The organism is Subdoligranulum sp. DSM 23681, assembly GCF_057005535.1.
This window is the reverse complement of the sequence record NZ_CM168050.1, coordinates 1619591-1635157: the sequence shown is the minus strand read 5'-3', so window position 1 is coordinate 1635157 and position 15567 is coordinate 1619591. Positions and strand designations below refer to the sequence as shown.

The following is a 15567-nucleotide window of genomic DNA, read 5'->3' as shown; positions in this document are numbered from 1 at the left end:
TCAGCAGCGGAAATAGTCCAGCCGCTTTTCCAGCCAGCCGAACAGAAGGGTCAGGGCCCCCACAAACACCAGGAAGAAGATGGCGGTGGAGAACAGCGGCCAGATCAGGCCTTTGGCGCTGTATTCCTTGGCCATCATGATGATCTCCTTGTTGGAGATCACGTTGGCCAGAGAGGTGTCCTTGACCAGGGTGATGATCTCGTTGCCCATGGGCGGGATGATGCGCTTGATGACCTGCAGCAGGGTGACCTTGAAGAAGATCTGGGTGCGGGTCATGCCCAGCACCTGTCCGGCTTCAGTCTGGCCTTTGGGCACGGCCTCGATGCCGCCGCGGTAAATTTCCGAGAAATAGCAGGCGTAGTTGATGACAAAGGCCACCACCGCCGCCACCAGACGGCCGGAAGACCCCGCCGGCCAGGGGTTATCAAAGCCCAGCAGGCCCGGGCCCATAAAGATCACGATGACCTGCAGCATCAGCGGGGTGCCCCGGATGATCCACACAAAGGTCTTGACCGCCCCCCGCAGCGGGGCAAACCGGCTCATGGAGCCGAAGGCCACCACCAGGCCCAGGGGCAAAGCAAAGACCAGCGTCAGCGCAAAGAGCTGAAAGTTCAGCCAGAAGGCTTCGGTCAGGCGGCCCCAGATCACAACGGCTTCGCTCATCATTCTGCCAGGGTCAGGCCGTACTTGTCGGCCAGGGTCTGCATGGTGCCGTCGGCCTTGAGCTCCTCAAAGGCGGCATCCACAGCGGCGGCCGCGTCGCTGCCCTTGCGGAAAGCCACGCCGTATTCCTCCACGTTCAGCTCTTCCTTCATGGCCAGGTCGGCATAGTCGGTGCCCTCACCGATCATGGCGGAAGCCAGGGTCAGGTCCAGCACGGCGGCGTCGGCGGTGCCGGCTTCCACCTCCATCAGGCAGTCGGTCTGCACCGTCTTGGTGATGACGTCGGCCTGCATCAGGTTTTCATCTTCCTCCACGGTGGTCTGACCGGCGGAACCGGCTTCCACGGCCACCGTCTTGCCGATGAGGTCGGCGGTGGAGGTGTAGGCGGCGTCCGCCTTCATGACCACCACCTGGGCGTTCTTCACATAGGGCTGGGTGCAGGCTTCGTTGGCCTTGATGTCATCGGTCAGGGTCATGCCGTTCCAGACGCAGTCGATGCTCTTGGCTTCCAGCTCCACAAACTTGGTGTCCCAGTTGATCTCCACAAACTCCGGTTCCACGCCCAGCTTCTCGCACACGGCGGTGGCCAGCTCGGTGTCAAAGCCGGTGAACTCCCCGTTTTCGTCGGTGTAGTTCATGGGCTCGTAGACGGTGTAGCCGATGGTCATCTTGCCCTTGTCCTGGATATAGGCCAGATCGCTGTCGGCGGCGCCGGTCTCGGTGGTGTCGGCAGCTTCGGCGGTGGATGCACTGTCCCCGCCGGCGGTGGATGCGGTGTCGGCAGGTTCAGAGGCCGGTGCGCCGCACGCGCACATGCTCAGGGCCAGGCCCAGGGCCAGAATGCCGCTCAGATACTTTTTCATGGTTCATTCCTCCTCATTGATACCCGGCCGTTTTCCGCTTTATGTCTCTAGTTCAGTGAATCGGCAGGTACCTTACTATACTACTATAAATCCCCGGGCGGTGCAAGGGTACGGGGCAAAAGAAAAGCGAAAAAGGGGGAGTCTGTGCGCGGTGGGCAGACAGTTTTCTTTTCTTTGCCGCGGCCAAGGTGGCAAGGCGGGCGCCGACGTGGTATACTGAAGAAAAAGGAAGTCGATTGTCCAAGGAGGTCGCATCATGGGACGTTCTGTGCAGACACCGCCGCGCAGCAGCCACTGGCTGGCCAAGCTGATTATTCCCAAACTGATCCTGGTGGTCATCGTGGCGGCGCTGCTGGCCGCGGGATGGCTGAGCATGCGCAGCTACTACGAAAACAAGTACAAGACCACCAAACTGGGGTTTGAGGACATCGGGGAGCTGGCCACCCAGGAATGCCGCACCACCCAGGTGAACGCCACCGCCGCCGCCCAGGAGATCTTCGGGGTGCAGATCCCCTTCACCCAGAGCCGGTACATCTACAGCTATGATGTGGTCATCAAGGCGGGGTATGATTTCAGCGCCATCACCTGGGAGGTGAAGGACACCGCCATCACGGTGCACCTGCCCGAAGCCCAGGTGCTGAGCTGTGAGCTGGACCTGGATTCCTTCCAGGTCTATTACGAGAAGGAGAGCGTGTTCCGGCCCATCACCCTGGAGGAGACCAACCAGGACATGACCAACCTGAAGGCCAACGCCCAGAATGATGCCATCGCCAACGGCTTGCTTGACAACGCCCGGGAGAACGCCGAGACCCTGCTCACCGCCTTTTTTGCCCAGGCCTACGACCTGGACGAATACACCCTGAACTTTGTCTGACAGCAAAACAGCCTGCCGTTTTTTTCACGGCAGGCTGTTTTTGTATTTTTCAGGTGACAGGGGCGGCCTTGGGGCGCAGGGCCTTTGTCAGGGGCGCGGCGATGCGCCGGGCCAGCCCCGCCAGCACGAAGCTGCCCGCCACGCAGACCACCCAGAAGGCAGCCCAGACCAGGAATCCCCCGCCCAGGGCCCGCACAAAGCGCAGCAGCACCAGGGTGATGAAGACATGGTGGATCAGAAAGACGCCGTAGCAGTCCCTGGCCAGCAGGGCCAGGACCCGGGTCACGGCGGGCAGGGCGGCCTGCCCCAGCCAGAACAGGGCCCAGAACACTGCCCCGGCCAGCAGGCTCAGGCTGTGGTAGGATGGCAACCCCGCGGCGGCGCAGAACACCCCCACCGCCAGACACAGTCCCGCCGGGATCACCGCACGGCGCCGCCCCAGCAGGTGGCCAAAGAGGATGCCCAGGGTGAACACCGGCCACTCTCCCCAGACGGTGTGGAACCAGTCCACCCCCTCCGGGCAGAGCCAGGGGCCTGCCGCCCAGACCAGAACCGCCAGCGCCCCCAGCCCCAGCCGGCGGCGCTGGGTGCGGGCGGCCCAGAGGGTCAGGGGGAACAGGCAGTAGAGCAGCACCTGACAGCCCAGGTACCACTCCCCCACCTTATAAAAGGTAGGGGTGTAGGCCTGCAGGTATCCGTCCAGCCCCACCAGGGAAAGGCCCAGCTTCCACAGAGGCACGGCGGCATTGTTGCGGTGCCACACATCGCTGTACAGGAACAGGGGCACAAAGCAGAGCCAGAACACCGGATAGATGGCGGCGGCCCTGCTGCGGATGTACTCCGCCGGACGGCAGGGGCGGGCGGCGTACTTGGCCCCCAGCCCCGCCCCGGAGAGCAGGATCATGAGAAAGACCGACAGGTGCACCAGGTCCCCGTAGGCCGGGGAGGTGAGGACTTTGGAGGCATACAGCCCCGCGGTGGCGGTCTCCACCCCGTAGTGGTAGGTCACCACCACCAGGATGGGCAGCAGCCGGATCAGGTCCAGCCCCGCCCAGTGTGTTTTGGCCGGCATGGCGTTCTCCCCCTTCCTTCAGTTGGCGGGGTCCTGCCCCGCCACAAATTCCCGGATCTCCGCTTCCACGGCGGCCACTTCCTTCTCAAAGGCGGCGGCAGAGACCCGCAGGCCCCCGTTGCCCAGAATGATGATCTGTTCGGTGCCGTCGGAGCTGACCACCCGCACCCGGTGCCTGCGCCCCAGCTCATGGGTGGTCTTTTCGATATACATGTCGGCGGTCTCGGCTTCCCGGGTGTAGACCACATGGATGTTGTGGTAGGCTTCCACGCTGCCCGCGCCGCCCCGCACCCGGTAGGCGTCAAACACCACGATGACCTTGCACCGGCGGTAGCCCGCATAGTTGCACAGGATGTCCTGCAGCCGGCGGCGGGCGGCGTCCAGGTCCCCCTCCGCCAGACGGTGGAGCCGGGGCCAGCCGAAGATCACGTTGTAGCCGTCCACCAGCAGGTACTCCGGTCCGGCGGGCTGGGCCGCGGCCGGGGTGCGGCTGTGACCCATGGCACGGCGGGCGTCCAGGTCGGCGCTGCGGCGGGCGTTGGGATTGGTTTCATTGCGGCGGCGCACCGGGCCGTAGGTGCGCTCGAAAATGGCCAGCAGTTCCTTGTCCTGGGCCAGGGTCCCCCGGTAGGCGTCCGCCCGACGGCGGGCGCTGCCGGTGTCCTCCTCCCCGTCCTCCTCGGTGTCGGCGTCGGGGGCATTGCGGCCCAGGCCGCTGGACACATGGGCCCGGGCGGGGACATCCTCCCACTTGACCAGCACCCCGGCCCCGTGGCTGCAGAAGACCGAATCCGCCGGGTTGTCGGTGTCGGCGTCGGCGTCATAGCCGATGGCGGCCATGACCTCCTCCGGGTTGTGGCAGGGAGCGTAGCCCTGGGGGGTGCAGATGAGACGTCCGGCCCCCCGCGTATAGGCGGCCACCTCCCGGGCGTAGCCCCGCAGGGCCGCCACCGGGGCGGTGCCGCAGAGCACCGCGGTGCCGTCGGCCTGCTGCTGGGGGGCATCCATCTCCCCGCCCAGCCGCTGCAGGTCGGTCATGGCGCGGCCCAGACAGTCGGCGGGCAGTTCCAGCCGCACGGCGTACCAGGGTTCCAGCAGCTGCACCCGCCCCAATTTGGCGGCGGTGCGCAGGCCCTGGCGTACCGCGCGGTAGGTGGCCTGCCGGAAGTCGCCGCCCTCGGTGTGTTTCAGGTGGGCCTTGCCCGCGGTGAGGGTGATCTTCACATCGGTCAGGGGCGACCCGGTGAGCACCCCGGGGTGGGTGCGCTCGGCCAGGTGGGTGAGCACCAGCCGCTGCCAGTTGCCGTCCAACGTGTCCGGGCGGCAGGCGGCGGCAAACTGCAGGCCGCTGCCCCGGGGGCCCGGTTCCAGCAAGAGATGCACTTCGGCGTAATGGCGCAGGGGCTCGTAGTGGCCCACCCCCTCCACGGGGGCGGTGAGGGTCTCCTTGTACAGGATGCCCCCCTCCCCGAAGGACACTTCCAGCCCGAAGCGGCTTTGCAGCAGGCTCTGCAGCACTTCCAGCTGCACTTCGCCCATGAGCTGCAGATGGATCTCGCCCAGCGCGTCGTTCCACACCACCCGCAGCAGGGGGTCCTCGTCCTCCAGGGTGCGCAGGGCTTTGAGGACGGTGTGGGGGTCGGTGCCCTGGGGCAGTTCCACCTTATAGTTGAGCACCGGTTCCAGCACCGGCAGGTCGGCGTCCGGCTGGGCGCCCAGGCCCTGGCCGGGATAGGTCACCGTCAGGCCGGTGACCGCCACCACATCCCCCGGCTCTGCCTGACTGATGAGGCGGTACTTGGTGCCGGAGTACACCCGCAGCTGGTCCGCCTTTTCACAGAAGGGCTTTGCCGCGTCCGGGCGGCTCTGGAGCATATCTTTCACTTTCAGCACCCCGCCGGTGACCTTGAGCCAGGTCAGGCGGGTGGTTTCGTCGTTGGAGATCTTGAACACCCGGGCGCCGAATTCCTCCATGGCCTCCCGCTGGCGGGTGAGGGTGCGCAGGGCATCCAGCAGCGGGTCGATGCCGTCCAGCCGCAGGGCCGCCCCGAAAAAGCAGGGAAAAACCTGCCGTCGGGCGATGGCGGTGATGATGTCCTCGGTTTCGGGGGTGCCTCCGGCAAGGATCTCTTCCATCAGGGGTTCGCTGGCCATGGCCAGGGCTTCCTGGAAGGCTGCCTTGTCCACATCGGGGCCAAAGTCCACGCAGCCGTCCCCGAAGCGGCCCCGCAGTTCCCGCAGCCGCACCGCCCGGTCCGCCCCGGGCAGGTCCATCTTGTTGATAAAAATCAAGGTGGGCACATGGTACCGGGCCAGCAGCCGCCACAGGGTCAGGGTGTGGGCCTGGACACCGTCGGTGCCGGAGATGACCAGCACCGCGTAATCCAGTACCTGCAGGGTGCGCTCCGCCTCGGCGGAAAAGTCCACGTGGCCGGGGGTGTCCAGCAAAGTCACCGAGGTCTCGGGGCCGTTCTCGTCGGCGGGCAGCACAAAGGCCGCCTGCTTGGCAAAGATGGTGATGCCCCGGGCCCGCTCCAATGCGTCGGTGTCCAGAAAGGCGTCCCGGTGGTCCACCCGCCCCAGTTTGCGCAGCACCCCGGCCCGGAAAAGCAGGGCTTCGGACAGGGTGGTTTTGCCGCTGTCCACATGGGCCAGCACCCCGATGACCAGACGTTTCATACAGTCCCCCACAGTTTCAGAATTCCATACTATCTCAGTATTATTATACCGTTTTCCGGCGGGTTGTCCACCCCGGGCGGCCCCAAAAGGGAGCCCCGGGCGGCGGCATCTTCCGGCCGGCGGGACCCGGGCGCCGGTCATCCCGATGCCCCTTGTCTGCGCTTCCGCTTTTTTCCGTTCCTGTGTTTTTTCTTCCACTTACAGCCGGAGGAGGACCTTTCCGTCGGTGGGCCCGTTCTTCACCAGTTCCAGGGCTTCCCGGGCCGTCTCCAGGGTGAAGGTGCGGGGGTCCGTCCTGGGAAGGATGTGGTTCTGTTCCACGATCCGGGTGACCTCCCGGAGCTGCGCACCGTCGGCACGCACAAAGAGGAACCGGTATTCCTTGCCCTGCTTCCGGGCGGCTCTGTCGTAGCCGGCGCCGGCCACCGTGAACAAAAGCCGCTTTGCCGGACCCAGATGATGGCGTTCCGCAAAGGCTTTGTTGGGCCCGGTCCGCAGGCTCAGCAGCCGTCCGCCCGGTTTCAGGACCGACAGTTCCCTGGAGAATTCCCCGGCGCCCAGGGTGTCCATGACATAGTCCACCCCGGACAGGACCTCCCAATAGTTTTCCTTCCGGTAATCCAGATACCGGTCCGCGCCGGCCGCCATAATGGACGCCCGGGCCCGGGCGTTTCCGGTCACGATCACCTGCAGGCCCAGCGCTTTGGCCAGGGGGACCGCCATCAGTGTAAACGGCTTCCAGATACACGGACAGGGTGACAGTTTCGTTTTTCTGTGATGAGCTCATGGTGGGAGTGTTCGAACTCTTTGGATTTTCTGAGCTACTTGATGCTGTTGAAACGCACGAGGTACAGCTTATGGATTGCAAGTGCAAGGGAGTTGGCATTTTTCCTCGTTTACCGGAATGAATTCAATGAGGGCGCAATCCTCTTGATCCAACCATAATAGCTGACGAAGCAACGTCTGCAACGATTCATTTTCTTCTATGGAGAGAATTGTTTCCGGCACGTTCAACGCGTGAGCTATATTCTTAATCAGGTTACGTTTTGGAGTTCGATACCCTATCTCATATTGAGCGATACGATTTGCCCCACTCGCTCCCAGTCCAATCCGCTCACCTAACTCCCGTTGCGTCATGTGACGATGTTGACGGATTAGACGAATTTTAGTTCCAATTTTCATGATATAATTCTGCCTCCACCTTGTAGACACGTTCGAAGCGTTAACATACTATATTCGTCTGGTTTACATGCAAAAAGGGAGGACCGGCGCTCTGTGCCAATCCTCCCAATATCGATCAATATGAAAAACGCCCTGCTTTCCAGCAAGGCGTTTCTTTGGTGCGCCATCGGGGACTCGAACCCAGGACCCACTGATTAAGAGTCAGTTGCTCTACCAACTGAGCTAATGGCGCATATAAAAGCAATCTCCGGACCGGGCCTATGGCTCGGCCCGGAGGCTGCTGTTGTAAGAGAAGCCGGCATCTACCTATTTTCACAGGCCGTCTCCAGCCAACTATCTTCGGCACAAGTGAGCTTAACTTCTGTGTTCGGAATGGGAACAGGTGGATCCTCACCGTCATCGACACCGGCCATTTGCATGACCTTTATCGGCTATGCTTCTCTTTTCTTGAGGTATATACCCTCAAAACTGAATATCGAACTGCTGGCAAATGAAGTACTCTAAGAAAATGGGGTCAAGCCCTCGACCTATTAGTACACGCTAGCTGAACGGATCACTCCGCTTACACTGTGTGCCTATCAACCTTGTAGTCTTCAAGGGGTCTTACCTGATTGACTCAGTGGGATATCTTATCTTAAGGTCGGCTTCACGCTTAGATGCTTTCAGCGTTTATCCGATCCGAACATAGCTGCCCAGCTGTGCCACTGGCGTGACAACTGGTGCACCAGAGGTTCGTCCATCCCGGTCCTCTCGTACTAGGGACAGCGCCTTTCAAATATCCTGCGCCCACGACAGATAGGGACCGAACTGTCTCACGACGTTCTGAACCCAGCTCGCGTACCGCTTTAATTGGCGAACAGCCAAACCCTTGGGACCGAATACAGCCCCAGGATGCGATGAGCCGACATCGAGGTGCCAAACCTCCCCGTCGATGTGGACTCTTGGGGGAGATCAGCCTGTTATCCCCAGGGTAACTTTTATCCGTTGAGCGATGGCATTTCCACTCACATACCACCGGATCACTAACTCCGACTTTCGTCTCTGCTCGACCCGTCAGTCTCGCAGTCAGGCTGGCTTTTGCGTTTGCACTCTCTGGCATGGTTTCCGTCCATGCTGAGCCAACCTTTGAACGCCTCCGCTACTCTTTAGGAGGCGACCGCCCCAGTCAAACTGTCCACCTAACAATGTCCCCCGCCCTGATTCAAGGGCGCAGGTTAGAATTCCAATGTCGCAAGGATGGTATCCCAACGGCCACTCCACTAAGGCCAAAGCCCTAGCTTCCCAGTGTCCCATCTATCCTGTGCATGCAACACCGAAACCCAATATTAGGCTACAGTAAAGCTCCATGGGGTCTTTCCGTCTTGTCGCGGGTAACCGGCATCTTCACCGGTACTACAATTTCGCCGGGCGGGCTGTTGAGACAGTGCCCAGATCATTACGCCTTTCATGCGGGTCAGAACTTACCTGACAAGGAATTTCGCTACCTTAGGACCGTTATAGTTACGGCCGCCGTTCACTGGGGCTTCAATTCAATGCTTGCACATCTCCTTTTAACCTTCCAGCACCGGGCAGGCGTCAGCTCGTATACGTCATCTTTCGATTTAGCACAAACCTGTGTTTTTGGTAAACAGTTGCCTGGGCCTATTCTCTGCGGCTCACTCTCGTGAGCACCCCTTATTCCGAAGTTACGGGGTCAACTTGCCGAGTTCCTTAACAACCCTTCTCCCGTTGGCCTTAGAATCTTCTTCCTACCTACCTGTGTCGGTTTGCGGTACGGGCACCTTAGATGTACACGCAGCTTTTCTCGCCTCTTTTCCAGCCAGACTTCGGTACTAATTTTCCCTCGATCACTACCGGAACCAACACCCGGCTCTGACCTTCAAAAAGTGTCCCTGCGCTTAAATCTTTCGGTGGGGACGGAATCTCTACCGTCTGTGCATCGGCTACGCCTTTCGGCCTCACCTTAGCTCCCGCCTAACTTGGAGCGGACGAACCTTCCTCCAAAAACCTGAGGCTTTCGGCCATGCAGATTCTCACTGCATTCGCGCTACTCATTCCGGCATTCTCACTTCTGTACACTCCACGACCGCTTACGCTATCGTTTCTCCGCGTACACAACGCTCCCCTACCCCGCGTCTTACGACGCAGCCTAAGCTTCGGTTTGTATCTTAGCCCCGTTAAATTTTCGGCGCAGAGACGCTCGACCAGTGAGCTATTACGCACTCTTTGAATGAGTGGCTGCTTCTGAGCCAACATCCTGGTTGTCTGCGTATCTCCACATCCTTTTCCACTTAGATACAATTTGGGACCTTAGCTGTAGATCTGGGCTGTTTCCCTCTTGACAATGAGATTTATCTCACACTGTCTGACTCCCATGCATCAATATTCCGGCATTCTTAGTTTGATAGGCTTCGCTACCCTCTCGGGCGCTAGGCCATTCAGTGCTTTACCTCCGGATATCTAACATGAGGCTAGCCCTAAAGCTATTTCGGGGAGAACCAGCTATCTCCGAGTTCGATTGGAATTTCTCCGCTACCCACAATTCATCCGCCGCCTTTTCAACGGAGGTCGGTTCGGCCCTCCATGAAATTTTACTTTCACTTCAGCCTGATCATGGGTAGGTCACCCGGTTTCGGGCCCATTGCACGCTACTGAACGCCCTATTCAGACTCGCTCTCGCTACGCCTCCGGTCCTGAAGACCTTAAGCTCGCAACGTACAATCGCTCGCCGGACCGTTCTACAAAAAGTACCATATCACCCGTTGACGGGCTCTATGTGCTTGTAGGCACAAGGTTTCAGGTTCTATTTCACTCCCCTCCCGGGGTCCTTTTCACCTTTCCTTCACAGTACTATACGCTATCGGTCACTGGGTAGTATTTAGGGTTGGAGGGTGGTCCCCCCATATTCCGACCAGGTTTCACGTGTCTGGCCGTACTCTGGATCCTGCGCAGCTGTTCAAGTTTTCATCTACGTGACTCTCACACTCTTTGGTGGGCCTTCCCATGCCCTTCGATTAACCATTCCAGTCCTAAAAGCAGTCCATACCCCGGAAGGATTTCTCCCTCCGGTTTGCCCTCTTCCGCGTTCGCTCGCCACTACTGACGGAATCTCATGTTGATGTCTCTTCCTCGCCCTACTTAGATGTTTCAGTTCAGGCGGTTCCCTCCGTACACCTATGAATTCAGTGCACGGTGACGATGTATGAGCATCGCCGGGTTGCCCCATTCAGAAATCCCTGGATCAAAGGATGTTTGCTCCTCCCCAAGGCTTATCGCAGCTTACCACGTCTTTCGTCGGCTCCCAGTGCCAAGGCATTCTCCTTGCGCCCTTTCTAGCTTGACCGTTTTCCTTAGATTGATTCTCCATTTGCCAACAAGATTTTACCGCTTGGTGAAATTATAGTTTACATAATTTTACTTGGGTAATAACATTTCTGTTATCTTGTTTCGCAGTTCTATATTCAGTTTTCAAGGTACATACCGGGTAGCGAACTACCCACATAAGGACTCTTGGGACGCCCCGTCACCGGAGCATCCGGTGGTGGGCTGAAATGGACTCGAACCATCGACCTCTCGGTTATCAGCCGAGTGCTCTAACCAGCTGAGCTATCAGCCCGGATGGTGGAGATAAAGGGATTCGAACCCTTGACCCCCTGCTTGCAAAGCAGGTGCTCTCCCAACTGAGCTATACCCCCGCGCTTTTCCAGCGTTTCGGGTTTCGCTGCCCTTATGCTGAAGGCAAGGCCTTCAAAATTGAACAATCCTGAAATTTGCTTACCTGTCCGTAAGAGGTAAGACCAGCTTATCTCTTACGTCTGACTCCCTAGAAAGGAGGTGATCCAGCCGCACCTTCCGATACGGCTACCTTGTTACGACTTCACCCCAATCACCAGTTTTACCTTCGGCCGCGTCCTCCTTGCGGTTAGACTACGGACTTCGGGTCCCCCCGGCTCTCATGGTGTGACGGGCGGTGTGTACAAGGCCCGGGAACGTATTCACCGCGGCATGCTGATCCGCGATTACTAGCAATTCCGACTTCATGCAGGCGAGTTGCAGCCTGCAATCTGAACTGAGACGTTGTTTTTGAGTTTTGCTCCACCTCGCGGTATTGCTTCTCTTTGTTAAACGCCATTGTAGTACGTGTGTAGCCCAGGTCATAAAGGGCATGATGATTTGACGTCATCCCCACCTTCCTCCGTTTTGTCAACGGCAGTCTCGCCAGAGTCCTCTTGCGTAGTAACTGGCAATAAGGGTTGCGCTCGTTGCGGGACTTAACCCAACATCTCACGACACGAGCTGACGACAACCATGCACCACCTGTCTCGATGTCCCGAAGGACTTCATACATCTCTGTACTATGCATCGGATGTCAAGACCTGGTAAGGTTCTTCGCGTTGCTTCGAATTAAACCACATACTCCACTGCTTGTGCGGGCCCCCGTCAATTCCTTTGAGTTTCAACCTTGCGGTCGTACTCCCCAGGTGGATTACTTATTGTGTTAACTGCGGCACTGAAGGGGTCAATCCTCCAACACCTAGTAATCATCGTTTACGGCATGGACTACCAGGGTATCTAATCCTGTTTGCTACCCATGCTTTCGAGCCTCAGCGTCAGTTGGTGCCCAGTAGGCCGCCTTCGCCACTGGTGTTCCTCCCGATATCTACGCATTCCACCGCTACACCGGGAATTCCGCCTACCTCTGCACTACTCAAGGCCAGCAGTTTTGAAAGCAATTTATGGGTTGAGCCCATAGATTTCACTTCCAACTTGCCGGTCCGCCTGCGCTCCCTTTACACCCAGTAATTCCGGACAACGCTTGCCACCTACGTTTTACCGCGGCTGCTGGCACGTAGTTAGCCGTGGCTTTCTTGTACGGTACCGTCATGATTCGTCCCGTACGACAGGAGTTTACAATCCGAAAACCTTCTTCCTCCACGCGGCGTCGCTGCATCAGGGTTTCCCCCATTGTGCAATATCCCCCACTGCTGCCTCCCGTAGGAGTCTGGGCCGTGTCTCAGTCCCAATGTGGCCGTTCAACCTCTCAGTCCGGCTACCAATCGTCGCCTTGGTGGGCCGTTACCTCACCAACTAGCTAATTGGACGCGAGTCCATCCTGAAGCGAATAAATCCTTTTCCCGCTGCACCATGCGGTGCTGTGGGCTTATGCGGTATTAGCAGTCGTTTCCAACTGTTGTCCCCCACTCCAGGGCAGGTTACTCACGCGTTACTCACCCGTTCGCCACTAAACTTGAAAAAGCAAGCTCTCTCAAGTTCCGTTCGACTTGCATGTGTTAGGCGCGCCGCCAGCGTTCGTCCTGAGCCAGGATCAAACTCTTTATAAATGGTATTTAATCACTTACAAAGTGTTAAATCGCTGTAATTTCTCAGACACAATCGCTTGCGTCCTGTTGAATTACTTGTTCTTTTGGAATTGATTAAAGTGTTTTTCCAAACACTGTAAGGTTCCACAAGTTTCAGGTTTGTTCAATTTTCAAGGTCCTGCGCGCTGCCCTCGCGGGACAGCTTAGTTATAATACCACTCCCAAAGAGTTTTGTCAACACTTTTTTCAATTTTTTTTGAGATTTTTTGAGGCGGCCCTTTTCTATACCTTATATATAAGGAAAGCCTCCTTTGCTCCCTGCAAAACAAAGCAGGAGCGGCGCCGCTCCTGTTCGGGTCTTTTTTTCTCTTTTGGGGATCAGGCTCTGGGGATGCGGTTGAGCTGCTCGTTGATGGCCAGCAGATCCTCCTTGGTGAGCTTGTCCTCCCCCAGGGTGCCCACCAGGCCGCTCAGGCGCAGCACGGTGAAGCCGCCGATCATCCGGGCGGTGACCGCCGGGGCAAAAGCCTGCAGGTATAAAACAGAAACGGCCGTTTCCCGCCGGGGCGGGAAGCGGCCATTTCTTTGGTGAGAAAAAGAGAATGTCATGTTTGCAGACAGCCCGCAGGCTGCGGGACCGGCGGCGGGCGGCATCCCGCCTTCCGGCCGTGAGCCGGCCTTACACCATACACACACGCCGGCTGCCTTTACCATACCATGCCCGCACGGGAAATACCACGATTTTGTCGTGAACGGGGTGCGGTTTGTTACGAACGCAGCCTGTTGGGAAGTTCTATCACATAACTGAACCAGCCGTCCTTGCAGGACATGCGGCGGAAACTGTCGGGGTACAGGTCCAGGATGGTGTTCACGTTGGCCAGCCCGTACCCGTGGAGGGAAGGGTCCGGCTTGGTGCTGGGGATGGTGCCGTCCACGATCTGCACCGGCAGGCTGCGGTTGCGCACCGAAAAGAGGAAGGTGTCTTCCAGCACAGCCCGCACCTCCATCTCCCGCTGGGGCTGGGGCAGACGCAGGCTGGCTTCCAGGGCGTTGTCCATCAGGTTGCTGATGAGCACCGCCAGGTCCCCGGTGCGGATCTTCAGCCCCGAAAGGTCATTGACCACGAACCGCAGGTCGATGCCCTGCTTTTCCGCCGCCCGGGCTTTCTGGTTGAGCAGGGCGTCCAGGGCGGCGTTGTGGGTGTTCACAAAAAGCAGCCGGTCATTCTGCTGGCGCAGCAGTTCCCGCACATAGTCCCGGGCCCGGTCGCAGTCCCCCTGGCTCAGGTAGCCTTCCAGGCAGGCCAGATGGGCGGTGTAGTCGTGGGTGAGCCGGCGCTGGGTGCCGTAGGCGTCGGTGAGGGCCTCGATGCTCTCGGCCTGGGCATGGAGCTTTTCGTGTAGGGCCAGGGCCTGTTCCCGGGCGCGGGCGTTCTGTTCCAGCCAGTCGTTGATGCGGATGACCAGGATGTTCACACAGATCAGGAAGGCGGTGCACACCACGATCACATCCGCCGTGGTCTGCCCGTGCACCGCCGAATGCAGCAGCCATGCGCTGACCAGGGTGGAACCCACCGTGAGGAACAGCCCCGGGAACCACCACCGCCAGTCGGTGTGTTCCCCGCGGCGCAGGGAAGGCAGGCGGCGGGCGGCCAGCAGCAGGGACAGGACCAGGAACTGTTCCGCCGCGCTGGTGGCCTGAAAGAGGGCGGGCGAGGCGTAAAGGGTGGGCAGGTCCATCTGCAGCGCCCCCAGCACCCCGAAGACCAGCAGCTGTTCCGTCCCGTTGAGCAGAGCATAGAACAGGCTGGCCAGGAGCAGCCGGAAGGCCCGTCCGCCCCGGTACAGCACCAGCGCCATCAGCCAGAATCCCCCCAGCACCGCCGCCAGTTTGAGGGGGACGCCCCGGGGATGGAGCAGGTTGAGCAGGGCCCCGAAGGCCAGCGCCATGGCCGCCGCCGTCCACCAGAACCGCTGCCCGGACAGCCGCCGTTTGAGGAACAGATCAAAGAAAAGCACCCCGTCAAAGCATTGCAGCACGGTGTACAGGATGCCGAAGAACGCCGTGGTCATGGTTCACACTTCCAGTTCAGATAGGTGGTGCGGATGGTGGGGTAGTTGCGCCGGCTCACCGGCAGGACGGTGCCGTCGTCCAGTTCCGTTTCGGCGTGGTTGAGGCGGCGGATGTGGGCCATGTTCACCAGATAGCTCTTGTGCACCCGCAGAAAGCCGGATTCCGCCAGACGCCGGGATTCCTCCTCCATCTTGCCGTAAAAGGCCTGCCCGGAGCGGGCGGGGTCGGTGGTGTGCAGGCAGAGCATCCGGCCCCGGCTTTCCAGATAGAGGATGTCCCCCAGGTGGATGCGGCAGTTCTCCCCGTTGAGGGCGTAGGTGTACACCGCCTCCCGGCGGCGCAGCACCTCCAGGGCGGCGGCGTAGTAGGCGGGGAGTTTTTCTTCCAGGCGGCTCTTGAGCAGGAACCGGAAGGCCCCCACCTCGTACCCTTCGGGGGAATATTCCACATAGTTGGTCACAAAGATCAGCAGGGACCGGGCCTGGACCCGGCGCAGGCGGCGGGCCAGCTCGATGCCGCTGCACCTGCCCATGTCGATGTCCAGGAAGAGGATGTCAAAGGCCGAGAGGCGGGCATCGGTGAGGGAAAGCGGGTCGGTGCAGGTCTCCACCTCCGGCTGCGGTTCCCGGGCGGTATTCTCCCGCAGCCAGCGGCTCAGTCGGACCGCAAAGGCGGCGTCATCGTCACAAACCAGGATGCGGACGGTCATCCGGGCACTTCCTTTCCCCGGCGTCAGGACCGGGAGACTTTTGAAACAAGCTTGCACATCTTGCGATGGTTGCATATCTTGCGATGCCGCAAAATCGTTGTTTCTTGATTATAGCCCCTGTCCCTCCGCCG

Annotated in this window: 10 protein-coding genes, 3 tRNA genes and 3 rRNA genes; 1 reads left to right on the top strand and 15 read right to left on the bottom strand. The window is 59.6% G+C overall.

The features are described from left to right. Positions 1-663 carry an amino acid ABC transporter permease gene (locus AC127K_RS07530; protein WP_483720078.1) on the bottom strand — a complete coding sequence of 221 codons (663 nt, stop codon included), beginning with the start codon at positions 661-663 and terminating at the stop codon, positions 1-3. Continuing rightward, entirely contained in the window at positions 663-1526 is an 864-nt protein-coding gene (locus AC127K_RS07525; RefSeq protein ID WP_483720077.1) for a transporter substrate-binding domain-containing protein, read from the bottom strand. Before AC127K_RS07525 ends, AC127K_RS07530 begins: the two co-directional genes overlap by 1 nt. A 256-nt stretch (positions 1527-1782) precedes the next feature. On the opposite strand from AC127K_RS07525, the gene AC127K_RS07520 reads away from it, so the two are divergent. Further along, entirely contained in the window at positions 1783-2400 is a 618-nt protein-coding gene (locus AC127K_RS07520; protein ID WP_483720076.1) for a DUF4230 domain-containing protein, read from the top strand. Between the two features lie 49 nt (positions 2401-2449). Here AC127K_RS07520 and AC127K_RS07515 read toward each other — a convergent pair whose 3' ends face one another. From AC127K_RS07515 to AC127K_RS07455, 13 genes are all read right to left on the bottom strand, one after another. Continuing rightward, entirely contained in the window at positions 2450-3472 is a 1023-nt protein-coding gene (locus AC127K_RS07515; protein ID WP_483720075.1) for an acyltransferase family protein, read from the bottom strand. 18 nt (positions 3473-3490) lie between these two features. Then, positions 3491-6151, bottom strand: a complete 2661-nt coding sequence (locus tag AC127K_RS07510) for an NYN domain-containing protein (protein ID WP_483720074.1) — start codon at positions 6149-6151, stop codon at positions 3491-3493. Positions 6152-6349: 198 nt separating this feature from the next. After that, positions 6350-6874: a zinc-binding dehydrogenase gene (locus AC127K_RS07505; RefSeq protein ID WP_483720073.1), complete on the bottom strand. Its 525-nt coding sequence runs from the start codon at positions 6872-6874 to the stop codon at positions 6350-6352. A gap of 132 nt (positions 6875-7006) precedes the next feature. Then, positions 7007-7333: a helix-turn-helix domain-containing protein gene (locus AC127K_RS07500; protein WP_483720072.1), complete on the bottom strand. Its 327-nt coding sequence runs from the start codon at positions 7331-7333 to the stop codon at positions 7007-7009. A 156-nt stretch (positions 7334-7489) separates the two neighbouring features. Then, positions 7490-7565 (bottom strand) — tRNA-Lys (locus AC127K_RS07495). A 61-nt stretch (positions 7566-7626) separates the two neighbouring features. Continuing rightward, positions 7627-7743: ribosomal RNA gene (gene rrf / locus AC127K_RS07490) — 5S ribosomal RNA — on the bottom strand. Positions 7744-7843: 100 nt separating this feature from the next. Beyond that, positions 7844-10676, bottom strand: a 23S ribosomal RNA gene (locus AC127K_RS07485). A 196-nt stretch (positions 10677-10872) separates the two neighbouring features. Next, positions 10873-10949, bottom strand: a tRNA-Ile gene (locus tag AC127K_RS07480). A gap of 3 nt (positions 10950-10952) precedes the next feature. Beyond that, positions 10953-11028: transfer RNA gene (locus AC127K_RS07475), tRNA-Ala, on the bottom strand. A gap of 132 nt (positions 11029-11160) precedes the next feature. After that, a 16S ribosomal RNA gene (locus tag AC127K_RS07470) occupies positions 11161-12675 on the bottom strand. The 16S, 23S and 5S rRNA genes sit together here with 3 tRNA genes alongside, the layout of an rRNA operon. A 357-nt stretch (positions 12676-13032) precedes the next feature. After that, positions 13033-13263, bottom strand: coding sequence for a hypothetical protein (locus tag AC127K_RS07465; protein WP_483720071.1), 231 nt, complete (start codon positions 13261-13263; stop codon positions 13033-13035). Between the two features lie 158 nt (positions 13264-13421). Beyond that, positions 13422-14726 carry a sensor histidine kinase gene (locus AC127K_RS07460; protein WP_483720070.1) on the bottom strand — a complete coding sequence of 435 codons (1305 nt, stop codon included), beginning with the start codon at positions 14724-14726 and terminating at the stop codon, positions 13422-13424. Then, entirely contained in the window at positions 14723-15436 is a 714-nt protein-coding gene (locus AC127K_RS07455; protein WP_483720069.1) for a LytR/AlgR family response regulator transcription factor, read from the bottom strand. The genes AC127K_RS07460 and AC127K_RS07455 overlap by 4 nt, the downstream gene beginning before the upstream one ends. Between the last annotated feature and the right edge of the window lie 131 nt (positions 15437-15567).